Below are 16695 nucleotides of genomic sequence, written 5' to 3' on the forward strand. Positions count from 1 at the left end.
CTCCGTTGACTCAACGATTGACCAAAGCGGCAGGAATACGCAGGACCAGGCTGGCGCCGAGGAACAGCACGCCGGTGATGAGGTACATGCCGATGGCGCTGGAACCGGTCAGGGTGGTGATCCAGCCGATCAGATAGGGCGAGCAGAACCCGGCGAGGTTGGCGAAGCTGTTGACCGCCGCGATGCCGGCCGCCGCAGACACCCCGCCAAGCAGCGTGGTGGGCAGCATCCAGAACAACGAGGTGGCGGAGAGAATGCCGGAGGCGGCCAGGCACAGGCTGAGGATCGACAAGGTCGGGTTGCCGCCCATCATTGCTGCCAGGCTCAAGCCGATCGCACCGGCGATCATGGGCACGATCAGGTGCCAGCGGCGCTCGCGATGTTTGTCGCCACTGCGGCCGACCAGGAGCATGGCGGCGATGGCGCACAGGTAAGGCAGGCTGGTCAGGAAACCGATGTGCAGCGGGTCGGAAACCCCTGCGTTACGCACCAGTGTCGGCAGCCAAAAGGTGATCGCGTATTGGCCCATCACCACACAGAAGTAGATCGCCGCCAGCAGCCACAAGCGCCGGTCGCGGATGAACTCGCCGACCGAGGCATGGGTGACCTTTTGCTGGTCGTCTTCGGCCAGCTCGCGAGTGATCAAGGCTTTTTCCTCGTCATTGAGCCAGGTTGCCTGATGCACGCCGTCCTTCAGATAACTCAGCACCAGCAGGCCGACGAGCACGGTGGGCACCGCTTCCAAAACGAACATCCACTGCCAGCCGGCCCAGCCGTGCACACCGGCAAAGTGGTTCATGATCCAGCCGGAGAGCGGGCCACCGACCATGCCTGACAGCGGAATGGCGATGAACCACAACACCGTCATGCGCGCCCGCCGATAGGACGGAAACCAATACGTCAGGTAGAGCAACAGGCCCGGCGCCAGCCCGGCTTCGGCAATCCCCAGCAGAAAGCGCAGGGCATAGAACTGCCAGGCGGTTTCGACGAAGGCGAACAGCGCCGAGACGATGCCCCAGGTGATCATGATCCGCGCAATCCACACTCGCGCGCCGACCTTGTGCAGGATGATGTTGCTGGGCACTTCGCAAAGGAAATAGCCGATGAAAAACACCCCGGCGCCCAGTCCGTAGACTGTTTCGCTGAGGGCCAGATCGTTCATCATTTGCAGCTTGGCGAAACCGACGTTGACCCGGTCCAGATAGGCGCACAGGTAGCACAGCATCAGGAACGGCATCAGGCGCCACGCCGTTTTGCGATAGGCAGAAGAACGCACGGTCGAAACCGCTTCGAGCGACAGGGTAGTCATGATGGTCTGATCTCTTGTTTTTATTGACCGCCAGGCCATCAGGCCCGGCTGCGTCATCGATCCAGAACCGCACGGGCCACGCAGGCCCGCCCAGAGTTACTCAGTGAATCAGCATGCCGCCGTTCACATCGAGGGTGATGCCGGTCAGATAAGCGGACAGGTCGCTGGCCAGAAACAGCGCGGCGTTGGCGACGTCCTGCGCTTGACCCAGGCGCCCCAGCGGAATGCCTTCGATGATGGCGTGGCGGCGTTCATCCTGCATCAGGCCGCCGGTGATGTCGGTGTGAATCAGGCCCGGGGCGATGGAGTTGACGCGGATGTTGTCCGGCCCCAATTCCCGCGCCATGGCCTTGCCCAGCCCCAGCACACCGGCCTTGGCCGCGCTGTAATGCGGGCCACCGAAGATGCCGCCGCCGCGCTGGGCAGACACCGACGACATGCAGACGATGCTGCCGGAAGACTGTTGGCGCATCAGCGGAATCACCGCCTGGGACATGAGCAAAGTACCGCGCAGGCTGACGTCCAGCACTTTGTCGTAGTCCGAAGGACGAATATCCAGAGTCTTCAGTGGCTGGGTGATACCGGCGTTGTTGACGAGGATATCGATGCGCCCGAAGTGCTCGATGATGGCGGCGACAGCTTGCTGAACCTGCGCTTCGTCGGCCACGTTGGCCGCCAGGCCCAGGTGACCTTCGCCCAGTGCTGCGGCGGCGTCACGTGCTGCGGATGCATCCAGATCGAGGATGACCACGCGAGCGCCGTGTTGCGCAAATGTACTGGCGGTAGCGCGGCCAATGCCACGGGCAGATGCGGCACCGGTAATGATTGCGACTTTGCCTTGAAGAAGCATGGAGGATTCCCTCGAATTGTTTTTATTGGGTCGGTGTGTAAGTAACCGATGACTCAGCTTGTCCTCCGGGGCGAGTGTGAGCAATAACGCGGAAGTCACTCAATGCTGAAAAAAATTCAGCACTCGTCAGGCCGTTTCGCAAATGCTTGAATGAAACCGGTCCGTACATCACAAGAAATCACCACGGAGTCCCCATGCGCTCAGACACTGAGGCATCGATCATCCTGCCACCGCTGAAAGCAATTCAGGCCTTCGAACAAACCGCGCGCTTCGGCAACGTCGCCAGAGCGGCGGAAGTGCTGGACCTGACACCCTCGGCAGTCAGCCATCAACTGGCGAAACTGGAAGGGATGATCGGCCGGCAATTATTCGTCCGTGCTGCCCGTGGCGTCTCGCTGACGCCGGTCGGCGAGCAATACCTCAAGGAAGTTTCCGGGATTTTGCACAGTCTCGCCGTTGCCACCGAACGTGCTGCCAGCGATGTCAGCCTCGATTGCCTGCGCTTGCACTCGTCGCCAAGCTTCGGCCTGCTCTGGCTGATGCCGCGCCTGGAAGCGTTTCGCGCCAGTCACCCGGACATACAGATCAATCTGTCGTGCTCCTATGAATCGCTGCACTTCAGTCGCGACAAGATCGACGTCGATATCCGCCATGGTCTGCCGAACTGGCCAAGCTATGAGGTGCGCACGGTCAGGAACGAGACGTTCGCGGTGCTGACCTCACCGAAACTGCTCGCGCAACGCCCGATACGCGGCGCGGCGGATCTGCTGGAGTGCGATCTGATTCTGTCGGAAGCCACCCTGCTCAAATGGCCGCAATGGTTTGCCCAGCACGGCTTGGCGCGTCCGGAACGGCCTTATGCATTGAGCTTCGATCGTTCCTACATGTCGCTGGAAGCGGCGAGTCATGGCTTGGGTTTCGCGCTGGAAAGCACATTGCTGGCGCAGAAGTATCTGGCCGCGGGCACGCTGGTTGAAGTCGCGCCTGAATCACTGAGTGCTGCGGTGGCGGCGCACCATTTGGTATTCCCCAAGGCGCATTCGAGCTTTCCACGGGTCAGGCGTTTTCTGGCGTGGATGGAGAGCGAGTTGGGGCACGAGTTCGCGTATTGAGTGGGGATCAATTCTTTCAAACTCTCTGAACCGCTCAAGGTCAATCCATTATCGGTCTTGATCATTCACGCAAGAACGCACTTTACCGCGCGCTGCCGATCCGCGAAAAACCAAAGGCTGAGCAGGCTGTTGTTTTCTGTGTTCATCGTTTCTTTAGAAGGGGCTGATTTATGGTCATCACATGTCTGGGATGGGGATCACTGATCTGTAAGCCGGGGAAGCGATGAGCACCCGCAGCCAGGCGCAGATTGCCGCGATCTTTGATCAGCTGTTGGCACTGCGAGAAAGCGTGGACATTCTTCAGCACGTGGAGAGCGCTAGCGTCGAGTCGCTGCGTGGCCATCAGACCGTGGACGCTCCCGAGTCGCTGGATCTGGTGTTTCAAAAGCTGCATGAAGACATCGCCAGCATGGAGGAAACCTTGGCGACGATTGCCGAGGCTACCGGGGATGTGTCGAAGTTGTGAGGCGCGCGCGGGGTGGCATGCAGAGATGATTTGCCTGGTCTGGCGTCTTCGCGAGCAGGCTCGCTCCCACAATGGATTTGTGAATCGACTGATTTCCGGGATCTGACGCAAAACCCTGTGGGAGCGAGCCTGCTCGCGAAAGCGCTGGGTCAGGCACTTACTCTGTTGGATGTGCCGACGCTATCGCGAGCAGGCTCGCTCCTACAACGGGGCTGGATCTCTCACCACGCGCAACGCATCCACCACCAGTGAAAACGCCGGCGACGGTTGGCGACGGCTGGGGTAGTAGAGGTGGAAGCCACCGAACGGTTCGCACCAGTCTTCCAGCACTCTGACCAAACGCCCTTCAGCCAGATGCGTACCGAACTCGTCTTCAGGCAGGTAGGCAATCCCTAACCCGTTCACAGCCGCGTCGGCGATGTGCACGGTGGAGTTGAACACCAGTTGGCCGTCGACCCGTACTTTCAGCTTTTTGCCCTCGCGCTCGAATTCCCACGCATCGACACCGTCGTAGGTCGGAAAGCGGATGTCAATGCAACGGTGCGCCGCCAGATCGCGCGGATGTTGCGGGGCGGGGTGCTGGGCGAAGTAGCTGGGCGAAGCGACCACGGCCATGCGCAGTGGCGGGCCGATCGGTACGGCGATCATGTCTTGGGCGACGGTATCGCTGAAACGCACGCCGGCATCGAAGCGGTCGGCCACGATGTCGCGGAAACCGTAGTTGATATCGAACTCGAGCTTGATGTCCGGATATTGCAGCAATAGTGGCGTCAGCTTGGGCAGCAGGGTGGTCTTGATGATGTTGTCGCCGCAGGTGATGCGCACCGTGCCAGCGGGCTTGTCGCGCAACTCGGTCAGGGCGTCCAGCTCGGCTTCAATTTCATCGAAACGGTGCCCGACGGTGTGCAACAGGCGTTCGCCGGCCGCGGTCAGTGACACGCTGCGCGTAGTGCGGGTCAGCAAGCGAATTTTCAGACGTGCCTCCAGCGCCGAGACTACCTGGCTCACCGCCGATTGCGTCACGCCCAGTTGCACCGCCGCGCGGGTGAAGCTGCCGCTGCGGGCAACCGTGACGAAGGCGAGCAGGTCGTTGAAATTGGGTTTGGCCATGGGCGCGCGCTCGGGTTTATTGATTAGCAGAGTTTATAACCGCATTAAGCACTCATTAGCTAATCAAAGTCTCGAGCGTGCGCAACAATACCTTCATCCCGGCCACGACTGGCTTCTCGATCAAGGACGCCCCCATGAAACGACTGTTCATACTGCTCGGGTTTCTCCTGAGTTCATTCACTGCATTCGGAGCTGACATGTCCCACGGTGCCGACAATTTCTTCAAAAGCGACAAGGTGACCGCGCAGAAGGTCAGCTTCAAAAATCAATATCAACTCACCGTGGTCGGCAACCTGTTTGTCCCTAAAGGACTCGACCCGGCAGCCCGCAGCGCGGCGATTATCGTTGGTCATCCGATGGGCGCGGTAAAGGAGCAGAGCGCCAATCTGTACGCACAGAAACTGGCGGAGCAGGGCTTTGTCACCTTGTCGCTGGATCTGTCGTTCTGGGGCGAAAGCGAGGGCGCGCCGCGCAATGCCGTGCTGCCGGACATGTATGCCGAAGACTTCAGCGCGGCCGTCGATTACCTCGGCACACGGCCATTCATCGACCGCGAGCGCATCGGCGTGTTGGGCATTTGCGGTAGTGGCAGCTTCGTGATCAGCGCGGCGAAAATCGACCCGCGCATGAAAGCCATCGCCACGGTCAGCATGTACGACATGGGCGCCGCCAACCGTGACGGCCTAAAGCATTCGCAAAGCCTTGAGCAGCGCAAGCAGATCATTGCGCAAGCGGCCGAGCAGCGTTACGCCGAGTTTACTGGCGGCAAGGTCGAATACACCGGCGGCACGGTGCTGGAACTGAAGGCCGACACCCATCCGATCCAGCGTGAATTCTTCGATTTCTACCGCACCCCGCGCGGCGAATTCACCCCGGCCAGCTCGACGCCGCAACAGACCACGCGCCCGACGCTGAGCAGCAACACCAAGTTCATGAACTTCTATCCATTCGTCGATATCGAGAGCATCTCGCCGCGCCCGATGTTGTTTATTGCCGGTGCCGATGCGCACTCCCGTGAGTTCAGCGAAGAGGCGTTCCGGTTGGCGGGGCAGCCGAAAGAACTGGTGATTGTGCCGAATGCCGGTCATGTCGATCTGTACGACCGGGCCGAGCTGATTCCTTTTGCCAAGCTGACGCAGTTCTTCAAGAGCAACCTGAAGTAACTTTCAACGCGACGGAGCAAAGCGATGCGGATTTTTGCCAACGGCTGGAAGGGATTCGTACTGATGGCATGGCTGCCCTTTGCTCTGTCTGCTGCTAACCCGGAGGAGATCACGATGTGGATGACCGTCGGAGAACACCGTTTTGCCATTGCTCTTGAGGACAACCCGAGTACGCGGCAATTGCTCACGCGATTGCCGCTGAGCCTGAACATGAGCGAGCTGCACAGCAACGAAAAATACGCCACCGTGCAGCCGCCCTTGCCCACGCAGCCCTATCGGCCGGGCACGATCCACAACGGCGATTTCCTTTTGTATGGCGACGATACGCTGGTGGTCTTCTATAAAACCTTCGATTCGTCTTACCGCTATTCGCGTCTTGGTCGCATCGACCGGCCGCAGGACTTGGCCGAGGCCTTGGGGCGCGGCGATGTGCGGTTGACGTTCACGCTGGATGAGTGAGGAGATTCATTGATGAACCAGAGATCGTTAAAGCAAGGGCGTCTTCTGCGCATCGTGGCCCTCGGCTGCGCGGTCCTCGCCAGTGCAGCCTGCGTTAATCCTCTCTGCGCCAATCCTTCCCGATCACCGGAGAAACCGATCATGCAAGAACAGCCTCTGACGCTTAAGCAACTGGCGATCGCCCCGATTGCCGCCAACGCTGCAATCGGCGACATGCCGCGTTTGCACGACGCACTCAATCGTGGTCTCGATGCCGGGCTGAGCATCAGCGAGACCAAGGAAATTCTGGTGCAGCTGTACGCCTACTCCGGGTTCCCGCGCAGCCTCAACGCCTTGTCGGTGCTGATGAAGGTTTTGCAGGAACGCGCTGCTCGGGGCATCGAAGACGTGCCGGGACGCGAGCCGGGTCCGGTTCCATCGGGATATGCGCTCACCGAGCTCGGCACCGACAATCAGACTCGTCTGGTCGGTGCGCCAGTGTCCGGCCCACTGTTCGAATTCGCCCCGGCGATCGATCAGTTCCTGAAAGTGCACTTGTTCGGCGACATCTTCGCCCGCGACAACCTGGCATGGACGGATCGGGAACTGGCGACGGTTGGCGCGCTGGCGGCAATGGCTGGGGTGGAATCGCAGCTGGAGTCACATTTGAAGATCAGTCTGAATGTGGGATTGACGGTTGAGCAGTTGCGGCAAGTGGCGCAGGAGTTGGAGGCGCGCGGGGATTTGCAGGCTGCTGAGCGGGTGGGCGCGGGGCTGGGGAAAATCCAGCGGTGAGGGCGGCTCGGATTCATTGCCGCCCTGTTAACGCAATTTCTACAGTGCGCGCTGGCGCCGACTCGCTCCCGGTGAGCTTCCCGTTATCCGCTTGAACGCACGACTGAACGCCGCTTGGGAGGTGTAGCCCAAGCGCTGCGCCACTTCTTCGATCGGCAGTCTTTCCAGTGTCAGCCACTGACTGGCCAAGCGCATGCGCAGTTCGGTGGCGTAGCGCAGCGGCGGGGTGCCGAGGGTGGTCTGGAAGCGTTCGGCGAAGACCGAGCGTGAGGTGTTGCACAGCGTTGCCAGCTCGGCGACGCTCCAGTCGCGCCCCGGTTGTTGGTGCAGGGCCAGCAAAGCTTTCGACAGACGAGGGTCGCGCAGGGCGGCGACGAGACCGGAGGCATTGCCGCAAGCGCATTCGACCCAGCCACGAACAATCATTGCCGCCACTACGTCGGCAAGGCGAGCGAGAATGCCGGCGAAGCCGATGCGCGCTGCGCTGACTTCGCGTTCCATGGTCGCAAGAATTGGCATAAGCCCCGGATAACGCTGGCCGCCGGCGTCGATCAGCATCAGTCCCGGCATCAGCCGACCGAGGCCCTGCAGGCTGCCGAGCTCGAACTCCATACAGCCACTGAAGAGCAGGGCGCTATCGGGCGAAACGGCGCTGTGACCGACCTGCACCGCGCAGACCGTATCGCCGAGTGGCGCGGCGACGGCGCTGTCAATGTCCTGCACTTCGGCGTTTGGGTGTGACAGCAACTGGTGCGCTGCACCATGGGCAATGAATACCGCATTGCCCGCCGCCAACTCGTAAAGGCTGCCGTCCTCCAGTCGCAACACCGTCGATCCAGCGGCAACGAAGTGGAAATACGCATGGCCCGATTTGTCGCTGAAACCCAGACCATACGGCGGACCGGCGTGGATCCGCCGATACTGCACGCCACGCAGACGCATGCTGCGCAGCAATTCAGTGATCAGGTCTGATGACAGTGAAAAGGAATCAGTGCTGCTCATGTTCGGGGTTTCGATCAAAAATTCAAGACTGCGCATCATAGATCATCCGGTTTGCCGCTAATAGACTGCCCTTTTGAAATGTCCGAGGGAGTCTTGAAATGAATGAACGTGTAGGTGATGGGCGAGCTGAAGTGGAGCCGATGGTTCCTGCGTGGATGGCGGTTTTCTCACTGGCGATGGGAGTGTTCGGTTTACTCACCGCAGAATATCTGCCGGCCAGCCTGCTGACGCCGATGGCGCTCGACCTTGGCGTCAGCGAAGCCCTGGCCGGGCAAGCAGTGACGGTGACCGCAGTGGTGGCGCTCTTTGCCGGATTGCTCGTACCTGGATTGACGCGCAGTCTTGATCGGCGGCTGGTCTTGCTCGGTTTCTCGGTACTGATGATCGCGTCGAATCTGCTGGTGGCGCTGTCGTCGAGCCTCGCAGTTTTGCTGATCATGCGCATCCTTTTGGGCATAGCTTTGGGCGGATTCTGGAGCATGGCGGCGGCCGTGGCGATGCGCCTGGTGCCGGCGGCGCTGCTGCCACGGGCGCTGTCGATTATCTTCAGCGGGATCGCCGTCGGGACCGTGGTCGCGGTGCCATTGGGCAGCTATCTCGGCGGCCAGTTTGGCTGGCGCAGTGCGTTTTTCGCAGCTGCGGCGGTGGGCGTGGTGACGCTGGTCTTTCAAATGTTCACGTTACCGAGTCTGGCGCCGCATCGTCCGTCACGCCTGCGTACGGTGCTTGAGGTGTTGCTGCGACCGGGCATTGCCATTGGCATGTTCGGCTGTGTATTGGTGCACACCGGCCACTTCGCGTTGTTCACCTATATCAGGCCATTTCTGGAAAGCACCACCGGAGTCGGCGCGCAGACGCTGGCGCTGATGCTGCTCGGTTTCGGCGTGGCGAACTTTGCCGGCACGCTGTTCGCTGGCTGGCTGTTGCAGCGCAATCCACGCGCAACACTGGTGCTAATGCCGGTGTTGGTGGGCGTTGCTGCTCTGGCGTTGGTCGGGTTACCGGCGTCGCTCACCGGGCAGGCGTTGCTTCTGGCTCTGTGGGGGATGGCCTTCGGTGGCGTGCCGGTGGCATGGTCGAACTGGGTGGCGCGATCGATACCCGATCAGGCCGAAAGCGCAGGCGGCATGGTCGTCGCATCGGTGCAGTCGGCGATTGCCGCAGGCGCCGCCGCCGGCGGTTCGGTGTTCAGTTTCAGCGGCATCAATGGCGTGTTTGTAGCAGCTGGAATTCTGATGTTGCTGGCCGCGCTGCTGATTGCCCTGAAGGTCAATGTCGATGTGCCGGAGCCGGGTTCGGCGCCGGTGGCACCGGTGCATTTGTGATTTGATCAATCCGCCTTACGCGTGGCGGCAATTTCCCAGATTTGCATGATCTGAGTGATAGCAGCATCAATGTTATCCAGCGCGGTGTTGTCTCTGGCGAGGATGGATATGCCCTGCAGGAAACTGTCGAATACCGTCGCCATCGCCGCCGCACTTGTGCCGCTGGCCAGCTCGTCGGCATTCACAGCGCGTTCGACGCAGGCTTGAATGCCGGCACGGGTGCGCTGCCTTGAGTGGGTCAGGGCTTGCGCCACATGGGCGGTTTCCGGGCTCGGTGCGCTCATGACGCCGAGGGTAACCATGCAGCCCTTGGGGTGTGTGTCGTCGCACTGCATGCGTGCCGACTGGCGCAAAGCGGTCTCGATCGCCTGGCGTGGTGGCAGGCTGTCGTCCCACAGGCACTCGGTGACTTGCGCATAGGTGGTTAAATAACGCTGCACGCATTCATCGAACAACGCTTCCTTGGAACCGAACGCGGCGTAGAAGCTAGGTGCAGAGATACCGCCACCCAGGCCTGCCTTCAATTGGGCCAGCGATGTCGCGTCGTAGCCGTGTTGCCAGAACAGTTGCAAAGCCTGATCGACGGCGTCGTCGCGATCAAACTGACGGGGGCGACCGGTTCTCGCCATGACCTGACTCCTCATTGATTTAATATAAAGACTAGTCGATACAGAAATTGTTGACAACGCTGCGCATGCACCCTCAGGATCTAGATCGATCGGTATTTAAATCTGAGTCGGTTTTTTCGAGGAGCTTCCAGTGACACCTTCAATCACGTTAACGGCTACGCCAAAAGGTCTGCCCATCGGCGCTTTGCTGGCGCTGGCCATGACTGGCTTCATCTGCATCGTCACCGAAACCCTGCCGGCGGGCCTGTTGCCGTTGATCAGTGAAGGCCTGGCGATTTCGCCGTCCATGGCCGGGCAAATGGTTACCGCGTACGCATTGGGTTCCGTACTGGCGGTGATCCCGATGACCATCGCCACCCGGGGCTGGCGGCGCCGCAACGTGCTGCTGCTGACGATTGTCGGTTTCCTGCTGTTCAATTCGATTACCGCGCTGTCGTCGCATTACGGCGTGACGCTGGTCGCGCGGTTCTTCGCCGGGGTTGCGGCGGGTCTGGCATGGAGTCTGCTGGCCGGCTATGCGCGACGCATGGTTGAGCCCGAACAGCAGGGCAAGGCGTTGGCGCTGGCGATGGTCGGCACACCGATTGCGCTGTCGCTGGGCGTGCCTCTGGGTACGTGGCTCGGTGGGCTGGTCGGTTGGCGCACTACATTCGGTCTGATGTCGGCGCTGACCTTGGTACTGATCGTCTGGGTACTGGTGAAAGTGCCCGACTACCCGCCGCAGCCGGCCCATCAACGCCTATCGCTGAGCAAAGTCCTGACTACCCCGGGCGTGCGTCCTGTGCTAGCAGTGGTGATCAGTTGGATGCTGGCGCACAACATTCTCTACACCTATATCGCTCCGTTCGTGGCGCCGGCGGGCATGGCCGAGCGGGTGGATGTGGTGTTGTTGAGCTTCGGCATCGCCGCTCTGGTCGGGATATGGCTGACGGCGAAGCTGGTCGAGCCGCTGCTGCGTTCGACGGTTCTGCTGAGTTTGGCGACCTTTGCCGCCGTCTGCGTGGCGCTGGGATTTGGCGGAGGCAGCCCAGAGGTGATTTATCTCGGCGTGGCGGCATGGGGTTTAACCTTTGGCGGCGCGGCGACGCTGTTGCAAACGGCGCTGGCTGATGCGGCGGGCGACGGAGCGGATGTCGCCTTGTCGTTGAACGTAGTGGCGTGGAACAGCGCGATCGCTGGCAGCGGTGTCGTCGGCGGCGTGCTGCTCGATCAGTGGGGCGTTACCTCATTTCCGTGGGCCATGCTGGCACTGGTCGCTATCGCCTTCGCCATTGCCTGGGGTGCCCGGGCCCACGGTTTCAAGTCGGGCCCGCGCTCTGTAGAAGCTTCGGTGGTGGCGGGGCATTGAACCCCGCCAGCAGTTTCTTCAACCGCGCTTCGGCAGTTTCCAGTTAGGCCGGATGAAATGGCAGGTGTAGCCGTTCGGAATCCGCTCCAGGTAATCCTGATGCTCGGGTTCCGCTTCCCAGAACGGGTCGGCCGGTTCTATTTCCGTAACCACTCGGCCCGGCCACAACTTCGATGCGTCTACATCGGCGGCGGTGTCTTCAGCGACGGCACGCTGCTCGTCGTTGAGGTAGTAGATCGCCGAGCGGTAGCTCGGGCCAAGATCGTTGCCCTGACGGTTAGGCGTGCTCGGGTCGTGGATCTGGAAGAAGAACTCAAGGATCTGCCGGTAGCTGATCACGGCCGGATCAAACTCGATTTCGATGGCTTCGGCGTGGTTGCCTTGGTTGCGATAGGTCGCATTCGGCACATCGCCGCCGGTATAGCCGACGCGGGTTTTCAGCACACCCGGATAGCGGCGCAACAGATCCTGCATGCCCCAGAAGCAGCCGCCGGCGAGAATGGCAGTTTCGGTTTGAGTGGTCATGGTGTGTGCTTCCTCTCGAGACGATGGGGGGATACCCACTGTTATGAGGGCGGGTTGAGAGAATCCAAGGTCACGCTCATGAGAATCGACCACTGGCCTGCTGATCAAGCGACATGCAGGCGACTGCGATTTTCATCAGATCGTATTCAACCAAAGCCAAAGAACGAACGCAGCTTGCTCGGTGACTTGCGCTCGTAGAACGGTTTGGTCTCCCTGAGGAAGTAATCACTCAGCCCGGCTTGTCCCGTCAGCACGCGGCAAAAATCAACCGGCCCGCCATCAGGGGCTGTGTCCGCAGCGACATTGCCGGCTTCGCGCATGACCTGTTCGATATCGCCATCCGCTTCGATGCCGACGATCAAGTGCGGTTTTTCATCAACCGAGGGGTCGTGCATCAGCGCCAGGAACGCGCGTTTCACATTGGCGTGTTTGGCCAGCAGTTGCGAGAGCGAATGGACCATCGTCGATGGGTAGTCCGAAGGCTGTCCAAGCAAGACGTTGGTTTCTTTTTCAACGGTACGCTGCGTGGCGGGCCGGCCGATTTCGCCTGAGAGCAGCCGTTGCACTTCATCCGGAAGGAATTCCTTGCCGTACGGCGACTTCGGATTCAGAAAGAGCAGCGCGCCCAGCGTGATTTCGAACAATGATCGTGCCGGTATCTCCACATAGCTCTGTTCGCTGTCGATGGATTGTTGCAGCGTCGGCAGCGAGGAGAAGAACGGAATGACAGGCGTGCCATCGGGCTTCTGCCAATGGGCGATGCTGATGTTGCTGCCGGCTTCGAGATTGACATGACCTTGCGCCGCACCGGCGGTGCCGAGGATGTAGACGGTCGATTCCAGGAGGGTGCGATAGAACTCAGGGCGATGCGCGGGTTCGTCCGCGGCCAGTCGGAGCGATGTTTCCAGAGGGTTTTCTTGGGAAGTATCCATGAGGTCAGTCCGTTATTTTCAATGGAGAGCGATGATTATCTGGTCGGTCCGAGGAGACGTGCTGTCACGATGATACTCGTCCAGAGATTCGAATCCTGCGTCGTTCTAACCAACACCACAAAGCCAACTGTGGGAGCGAGCCTGCTCGCGAAGGCGTCGTGTCAGTTGAAATAACTCACGGCTGATACACCGCTTTCGCGAGCAGGCTCGCTCCCACATTTGAATTTCGCGTTGGGTCTTATAGCAAACTCCACGAAACCCCAACATAAACCCCCATCCCTTCACCCGGGGTCGACCGCGCGGCGTCCACTCCCTTGTCGTCATACCCCGGCGTGACCGTTGCCGCATAACGCTTGCCGGTCAGGTTGCGCATGTCGACCCAGCCTTGCCAGTCGCCCTTCGGCGCGTTGTAGCCCAGGGTGGCGCCGAACAGGGCGTAAGGGTCGGCGTAGTAGCTGTTGGCGTAGTCCACGGCAACTTTGGAGACCAGTTGCGTGTTCACGGCGGCGAAGAAGCCCTGCGGCCAGTCGTAACGCAGTTCGCCCTGGTAATAATGCATCGGCAGGCCCGGCAAGCGGTTGTCGCCGAAGCGTTCGTCGTCGCGGTAGTGGAAGTCGCTGAAGGTGTAGGCCTGGCGCAAGCTCAACTGGCGGCCGTCGGCGGCGGTCCAGAGTTTGCTGTTGAGGCTGGCCTCGATGCCCTGGTGCACGGTCGGGCTGGCGTTGAGTTCGTAGGGCGTGACGGCGTTGGCGTCCGGCAGTACCGAGAGCAGTTCGTGACGAACTTGCGCGTAGTACCAGGCCAGGCTCCATTCGCCCAGTTTGCTGTCGCCACGGCCACCGAGTTCCAGAGTGGTTGCGGTCTGGTTTTGCAGTTCGACTGGGTCGCGCTGGGTGCCGGTGGCGGCGCCGTTGCCGGCAGGGAAGCGCACGTTGGAGCTGTAGATCAGCGACCACGGGTGCGGTGCTTCGACGGAGCGGCTGAGGTTGCCGAACACTTGCACGTCCGGGGTGATCTGATAGCGCAGGCCGATGCGCGGTGCATAGTCCCAGTCGCTGAGACTGGTTTTGCCGCCGCCCTGCGGATAGGTCACGGCGCTTTCGCGGCGGGTGTAGATCGCGGCGAGGCCGGAGGTCAGCCACAGGTCGTCGGCAATTTCCAGGTCATTGCCGAAATGCAGAACGGTGTCCGAACCCTGATAAGTGAAGTTGCGCATCCGCGTGCCCGGGGCGTAGCTGGCGGTGTTGCCACTCGGGATGCGCACGAACTCGCTGGCGCCATCGTTGGGCAGGTGCTTGGTCACGCGCAGGCCGACGTTGCTGCGGCTTTCCATCCCGAACAAAGTGTCGCGGCGTTTGTAGTCGAAGGTGCCGCTGACGTCGGTATAAGCCACCTTCAGCCGGTTCGGGCCTTCGCGCAGATCCATCGGGTAGTCGTGGTAGGCGAGGCCGGTCTGGATGCTCGAATCGTCATCGAGGTAGAACGTGGTCTTGTTGCCGATGAACGTACTGCCGGGCTGCTTGCGGCTGTCATCGCGGGCCACATACGCCGGGTTGGCTGCCCGTGGGCTGTGTTCGATGGAATGCTTGGTCACGCGACCGGCGAGGTCGTTGTCGGTTTCGCGATAGCGGAAGTAGAAGCGGGTTTCCAGATTCGGGTTGAAGCGATAGCCGAAGTTGGCGACCAGGCCTTTGCTCTCGCTGGCGGTGTGGTCCTGATAGCCGTCGGCGTTGGCATCGGTCAGGGACACGTAGTAATCGAAATCTCCCAGCACTTGCCCGGAGCTGACCTGGCGCTGCTGATAGCCATGGCTGCCGGTGGCGTAGCGCACGTGCAGCTTTGGCGCGGCGTAACCGGTGTGGCTGACGTAATCGATAGCGCCGCCCAGTGCCAGCGCGCCGCGATCGAAGCCGTTGGCGCCGCGCAGCACTTCGACATGGTCGACCCAAAACGGCTCGAGCAATTCATACGGTGTGCCGCCGGGGCCGGTCAGGGGCAAGCCATCCAGCATCGTGTAGAGCCCCGAAGCGTGGGCGCCGGGTGCGCGGTTGATGCCTGAACCACGGATGGAAATCTTCACGCCTTCGTTGCCCGCCGACTGTGCATACACCCCCGGCTGATAGGCCAGCACATCCTGATTGCTGGCAACGCGGCCCTGCAACGGCTGGCGCATGTCGACCACGTTGGTGCCGCCGGGAATCTGCTCAAGGCGTTCCCGCGCTTCTTCGACCGCTGCATCGCTGCCACTGCGCTCATCTGCCGAAATCAGCACTTGCCCCAGCTCCAGACCTTGGGTCTCGGCCATCGCCGGGCAGGCCAGGGCCAGACCGAGCAGGGCAGTGGGCAATGATTTGGACGACGGCATCGAAAAAACTCCAGCAAACAGGGGATCGGGCAATGAACAGTGCGACGTCGGAACAACCTCAGGAAACACATGGCGACAGGGCTTTTTTGCCCGGCAATGGCAAACAACCGGGCGTGAACTAACCTCACGGATCAGGCCCTTCGGGTCAATAAACAAATTCAGCGGGCTGTTGAAGCGCGAGGACAGGTTCATGGCGAAAGACAAGAAGAAACCTGCAAAGGCAATCGAACGTCCGCGCTTGAAAAACAAGGACTATCTCGAACAGCTGCGCAAGCTCCACGTTGAGCTGGTCAAGCTGCAGGAGTGGGTCATCGCCAAAGGTGTCAAGGTTTGTATTGTTTTCGAAGGGCGCGACGGTGCGGGCAAGGGCGGGGTGATCAAGGCGATCACGGAGCGCGTCAGCCCACGGGTGTTCCGCGTGATGGCATTACCGGCGCCAACCGATCGAGAAAAAAGTCAGATGCATGTACAGCGCTATCTGCCGCATCTGCCGGCGGGCGGCGAGGTGGTGATTTTCGACCGCAGTTGGTACAACCGCGCCGGTGTCGAACGGGTCATGGGTTTTTGTACGGAGGAGCAGGCCGACAAGTTTCTCAAGTCGATTCCTTGGGTGGAGAACGCCATCGTTGATTCGGGGGTGATCCTGCTCAAGTACTGGCTTGAGGTCAGTCCGGAGGAACAGACCCGCCGGCTCGAAGCGCGAATCAATGACGGGCGCAAGATCTGGAAACTGACACCCATGGATCTGAAGTCCTACAGCCGCTGGTATGACTACTCACGGGCGCGGGACGAGATGTTCAAGCACACCGACACCGATTGGGCGCCGTGGAGGGTTGCCGACTCGAATGACAAACGTCGTGCGCGGCTGAACATCATCACTGATCTGCTCAGTCGCATCCCCTATGAAGAGGTGAAGCGCGACAAGGTCGAGTTGCCGAAACGGCAGAAGCCGGGCAAGTATCGGGAGCCGGATTATGCGTACAAGCGGGTGGCGGAGCGGTTTTGACATTTGCGGTTTTTTTTGGGCGTGGCGGCCTTTGGGCCGACCAGGCTCTTGGGGTTTTGGGTGTATATCCGTTTTTTCGGGTGTTGCGGCTGGCGGTTCCGCTCTTACAGCGGGTCACTTTTGCAGACGCCCAAAAGTAACCAAAACGCTTTGCTCCTGCGTTCGGCCCTCGCAGGCTCGGGTTCCTTCGCTGCGGGATCGATCCTGGCGCAGCGGCTCCGGTTTGCTTCGCTGCACCTACACTCGCTGTGTACGACTGCGTCGTACGGTCGCTGCGCTCCCACGCCCGGATCAATCCCTCCACTCAGCCTTCCGACGTC

The 16695-nt window shown here is 60.7% G+C and carries 16 protein-coding genes; 8 read left to right on the forward strand and 8 right to left on the reverse strand.

The window, feature by feature from the left end; genetic code table 11:
* Nucleotides 1–10: 10 nt before the first annotated feature.
* Entirely contained in the window at nt 11–1309 is a 1299-nt protein-coding gene (locus tag AB9L16_RS10625) for an MFS transporter (protein ID WP_041480451.1), read from the reverse strand.
* A gap of 100 nt (nt 1310–1409) precedes the next feature.
* A complete protein-coding gene (locus AB9L16_RS10630; RefSeq protein ID WP_024012667.1) occupies nt 1410–2159 on the reverse strand; it encodes an SDR family NAD(P)-dependent oxidoreductase in 750 nt (249 codons plus the stop codon).
* Nucleotides 2160–2353: 194 nt separating this feature from the next.
* Here AB9L16_RS10630 and AB9L16_RS10635 point away from each other — a divergent pair, with 194 nt between their 5' ends.
* A complete protein-coding gene (locus AB9L16_RS10635) occupies nt 2354–3271 on the forward strand; it encodes a LysR substrate-binding domain-containing protein (RefSeq protein WP_252869308.1) in 918 nt (305 codons plus the stop codon).
* A gap of 223 nt (nt 3272–3494) precedes the next feature.
* Entirely contained in the window at nt 3495–3737 is a 243-nt protein-coding gene (locus AB9L16_RS10640; protein WP_110645864.1) for a hypothetical protein, read from the forward strand.
* Between the two features lie 201 nt (nt 3738–3938).
* Here AB9L16_RS10640 and AB9L16_RS10645 read toward each other — a convergent pair whose 3' ends face one another.
* Nucleotides 3939–4847: a LysR family transcriptional regulator gene (locus AB9L16_RS10645; RefSeq protein ID WP_252869309.1), complete on the reverse strand. Its 909-nt coding sequence runs from the start codon at nt 4845–4847 to the stop codon at nt 3939–3941.
* Nucleotides 4848–4981: 134 nt separating this feature from the next.
* Here AB9L16_RS10645 and AB9L16_RS10650 point away from each other — a divergent pair, with 134 nt between their 5' ends.
* The 3 genes from AB9L16_RS10650 to AB9L16_RS10660 are packed head-to-tail and all read left to right on the forward strand — an operon-like array spanning nt 4982 to nt 7243.
* Nucleotides 4982–6010 (forward strand): alpha/beta hydrolase, encoded by a 1029-nt coding sequence (locus tag AB9L16_RS10650; RefSeq protein WP_252883661.1) that lies wholly within the window; start codon nt 4982–4984, stop codon nt 6008–6010.
* A gap of 24 nt (nt 6011–6034) precedes the next feature.
* On the forward strand, nt 6035–6469 hold the full coding sequence (locus AB9L16_RS10655; protein WP_375123517.1) for a cyclophilin-like fold protein: 435 nt from the start codon (nt 6035–6037) through the stop codon (nt 6467–6469).
* 9 nt (nt 6470–6478) lie between these two features.
* Nucleotides 6479–7243: a carboxymuconolactone decarboxylase family protein gene (locus tag AB9L16_RS10660; protein ID WP_375123518.1), complete on the forward strand. Its 765-nt coding sequence runs from the start codon at nt 6479–6481 to the stop codon at nt 7241–7243.
* Nucleotides 7244–7282: 39 nt separating this feature from the next.
* Here AB9L16_RS10660 and AB9L16_RS10665 read toward each other — a convergent pair whose 3' ends face one another.
* Entirely contained in the window at nt 7283–8284 is a 1002-nt protein-coding gene (locus AB9L16_RS10665) for a cupin domain-containing protein (RefSeq protein WP_375123519.1), read from the reverse strand.
* A 59-nt stretch (nt 8285–8343) separates the two neighbouring features.
* Here AB9L16_RS10665 and AB9L16_RS10670 point away from each other — a divergent pair, with 59 nt between their 5' ends.
* Nucleotides 8344–9570, forward strand: a complete 1227-nt coding sequence (locus tag AB9L16_RS10670) for an MFS transporter (protein ID WP_375123520.1) — start codon at nt 8344–8346, stop codon at nt 9568–9570.
* 5 nt (nt 9571–9575) lie between these two features.
* Here AB9L16_RS10670 and AB9L16_RS10675 read toward each other — a convergent pair whose 3' ends face one another.
* Nucleotides 9576–10199 carry a TetR/AcrR family transcriptional regulator gene (locus AB9L16_RS10675; RefSeq protein WP_056785092.1) on the reverse strand — a complete coding sequence of 208 codons (624 nt, stop codon included), beginning with the start codon at nt 10197–10199 and terminating at the stop codon, nt 9576–9578.
* 130 nt (nt 10200–10329) lie between these two features.
* On the opposite strand from AB9L16_RS10675, the gene AB9L16_RS10680 reads away from it, so the two are divergent.
* Nucleotides 10330–11547, forward strand: coding sequence for an MFS transporter (locus AB9L16_RS10680; protein WP_076563247.1), 1218 nt, complete (start codon nt 10330–10332; stop codon nt 11545–11547).
* Nucleotides 11548–11565: 18 nt separating this feature from the next.
* Here AB9L16_RS10680 and msrA read toward each other — a convergent pair whose 3' ends face one another.
* From msrA to AB9L16_RS10695, 3 genes are all read right to left on the reverse strand, one after another.
* Nucleotides 11566–12072, reverse strand: coding sequence for a peptide-methionine (S)-S-oxide reductase MsrA (msrA, locus tag AB9L16_RS10685; protein WP_375123521.1), 507 nt, complete (start codon nt 12070–12072; stop codon nt 11566–11568).
* A gap of 146 nt (nt 12073–12218) precedes the next feature.
* Complete coding sequence (sseB, locus tag AB9L16_RS10690; RefSeq protein WP_375123522.1) at nt 12219–13004, reverse strand: enhanced serine sensitivity protein SseB; 786 nt, start codon at nt 13002–13004, stop codon at nt 12219–12221.
* A 238-nt stretch (nt 13005–13242) separates the two neighbouring features.
* Nucleotides 13243–15369 (reverse strand): TonB-dependent receptor family protein, encoded by a 2127-nt coding sequence (locus tag AB9L16_RS10695; protein WP_375123523.1) that lies wholly within the window; start codon nt 15367–15369, stop codon nt 13243–13245.
* Nucleotides 15370–15559: 190 nt separating this feature from the next.
* Here AB9L16_RS10695 and ppk2 point away from each other — a divergent pair, with 190 nt between their 5' ends.
* Complete coding sequence (gene ppk2 / locus AB9L16_RS10700; RefSeq protein ID WP_056785103.1) at nt 15560–16375, forward strand: polyphosphate kinase 2; 816 nt, start codon at nt 15560–15562, stop codon at nt 16373–16375.
* Nucleotides 16376–16695 lie beyond the last annotated feature (320 nt).

Origin of the sequence: Pseudomonas sp. LW8 (assembly GCF_041956865.1) — a bacterium.
Lineage (GTDB): Bacteria > Pseudomonadota > Gammaproteobacteria > Pseudomonadales > Pseudomonadaceae > Aquipseudomonas > Aquipseudomonas siliginis.

Bases quoted from the DNA above. Each gene is read 5' to 3' on its own strand.
- AB9L16_RS10625 (WP_041480451.1), bottom strand. From the start codon at position 1,309: ATGACTACCCTGTCGCTCGAAGCGGTTTCGACCGTGCGTTCTTCTGCC.
- AB9L16_RS10630 (WP_024012667.1), bottom strand. From the start codon at position 2,159: ATGCTTCTTCAAGGCAAAGTCGCAATCATTACCGGTGCCGCATCTGCC.
- AB9L16_RS10635 (WP_252869308.1), top strand. From the start codon at position 2,354: ATGCGCTCAGACACTGAGGCATCGATCATCCTGCCACCGCTGAAAGCA.
- AB9L16_RS10640 (WP_110645864.1), top strand. From the start codon at position 3,495: ATGAGCACCCGCAGCCAGGCGCAGATTGCCGCGATCTTTGATCAGCTG.
- AB9L16_RS10645 (WP_252869309.1), bottom strand. From the start codon at position 4,847: ATGGCCAAACCCAATTTCAACGACCTGCTCGCCTTCGTCACGGTTGCC.
- AB9L16_RS10650 (WP_252883661.1), top strand. From the start codon at position 4,982: ATGAAACGACTGTTCATACTGCTCGGGTTTCTCCTGAGTTCATTCACT.
- AB9L16_RS10655 (WP_375123517.1), top strand. From the start codon at position 6,035: ATGCGGATTTTTGCCAACGGCTGGAAGGGATTCGTACTGATGGCATGG.
- AB9L16_RS10665 (WP_375123519.1), bottom strand. From the start codon at position 8,284: ATGATGCGCAGTCTTGAATTTTTGATCGAAACCCCGAACATGAGCAGC.
- AB9L16_RS10670 (WP_375123520.1), top strand. From the start codon at position 8,344: ATGAATGAACGTGTAGGTGATGGGCGAGCTGAAGTGGAGCCGATGGTT.
- AB9L16_RS10675 (WP_056785092.1), bottom strand. From the start codon at position 10,199: ATGGCGAGAACCGGTCGCCCCCGTCAGTTTGATCGCGACGACGCCGTC.
- msrA (WP_375123521.1), bottom strand. From the start codon at position 12,072: ATGACCACTCAAACCGAAACTGCCATTCTCGCCGGCGGCTGCTTCTGG.
- sseB (WP_375123522.1), bottom strand. From the start codon at position 13,004: ATGGATACTTCCCAAGAAAACCCTCTGGAAACATCGCTCCGACTGGCC.
- AB9L16_RS10695 (WP_375123523.1), bottom strand. From the start codon at position 15,369: ATGCCGTCGTCCAAATCATTGCCCACTGCCCTGCTCGGTCTGGCCCTG.
- ppk2 (WP_056785103.1), top strand. From the start codon at position 15,560: ATGGCGAAAGACAAGAAGAAACCTGCAAAGGCAATCGAACGTCCGCGC.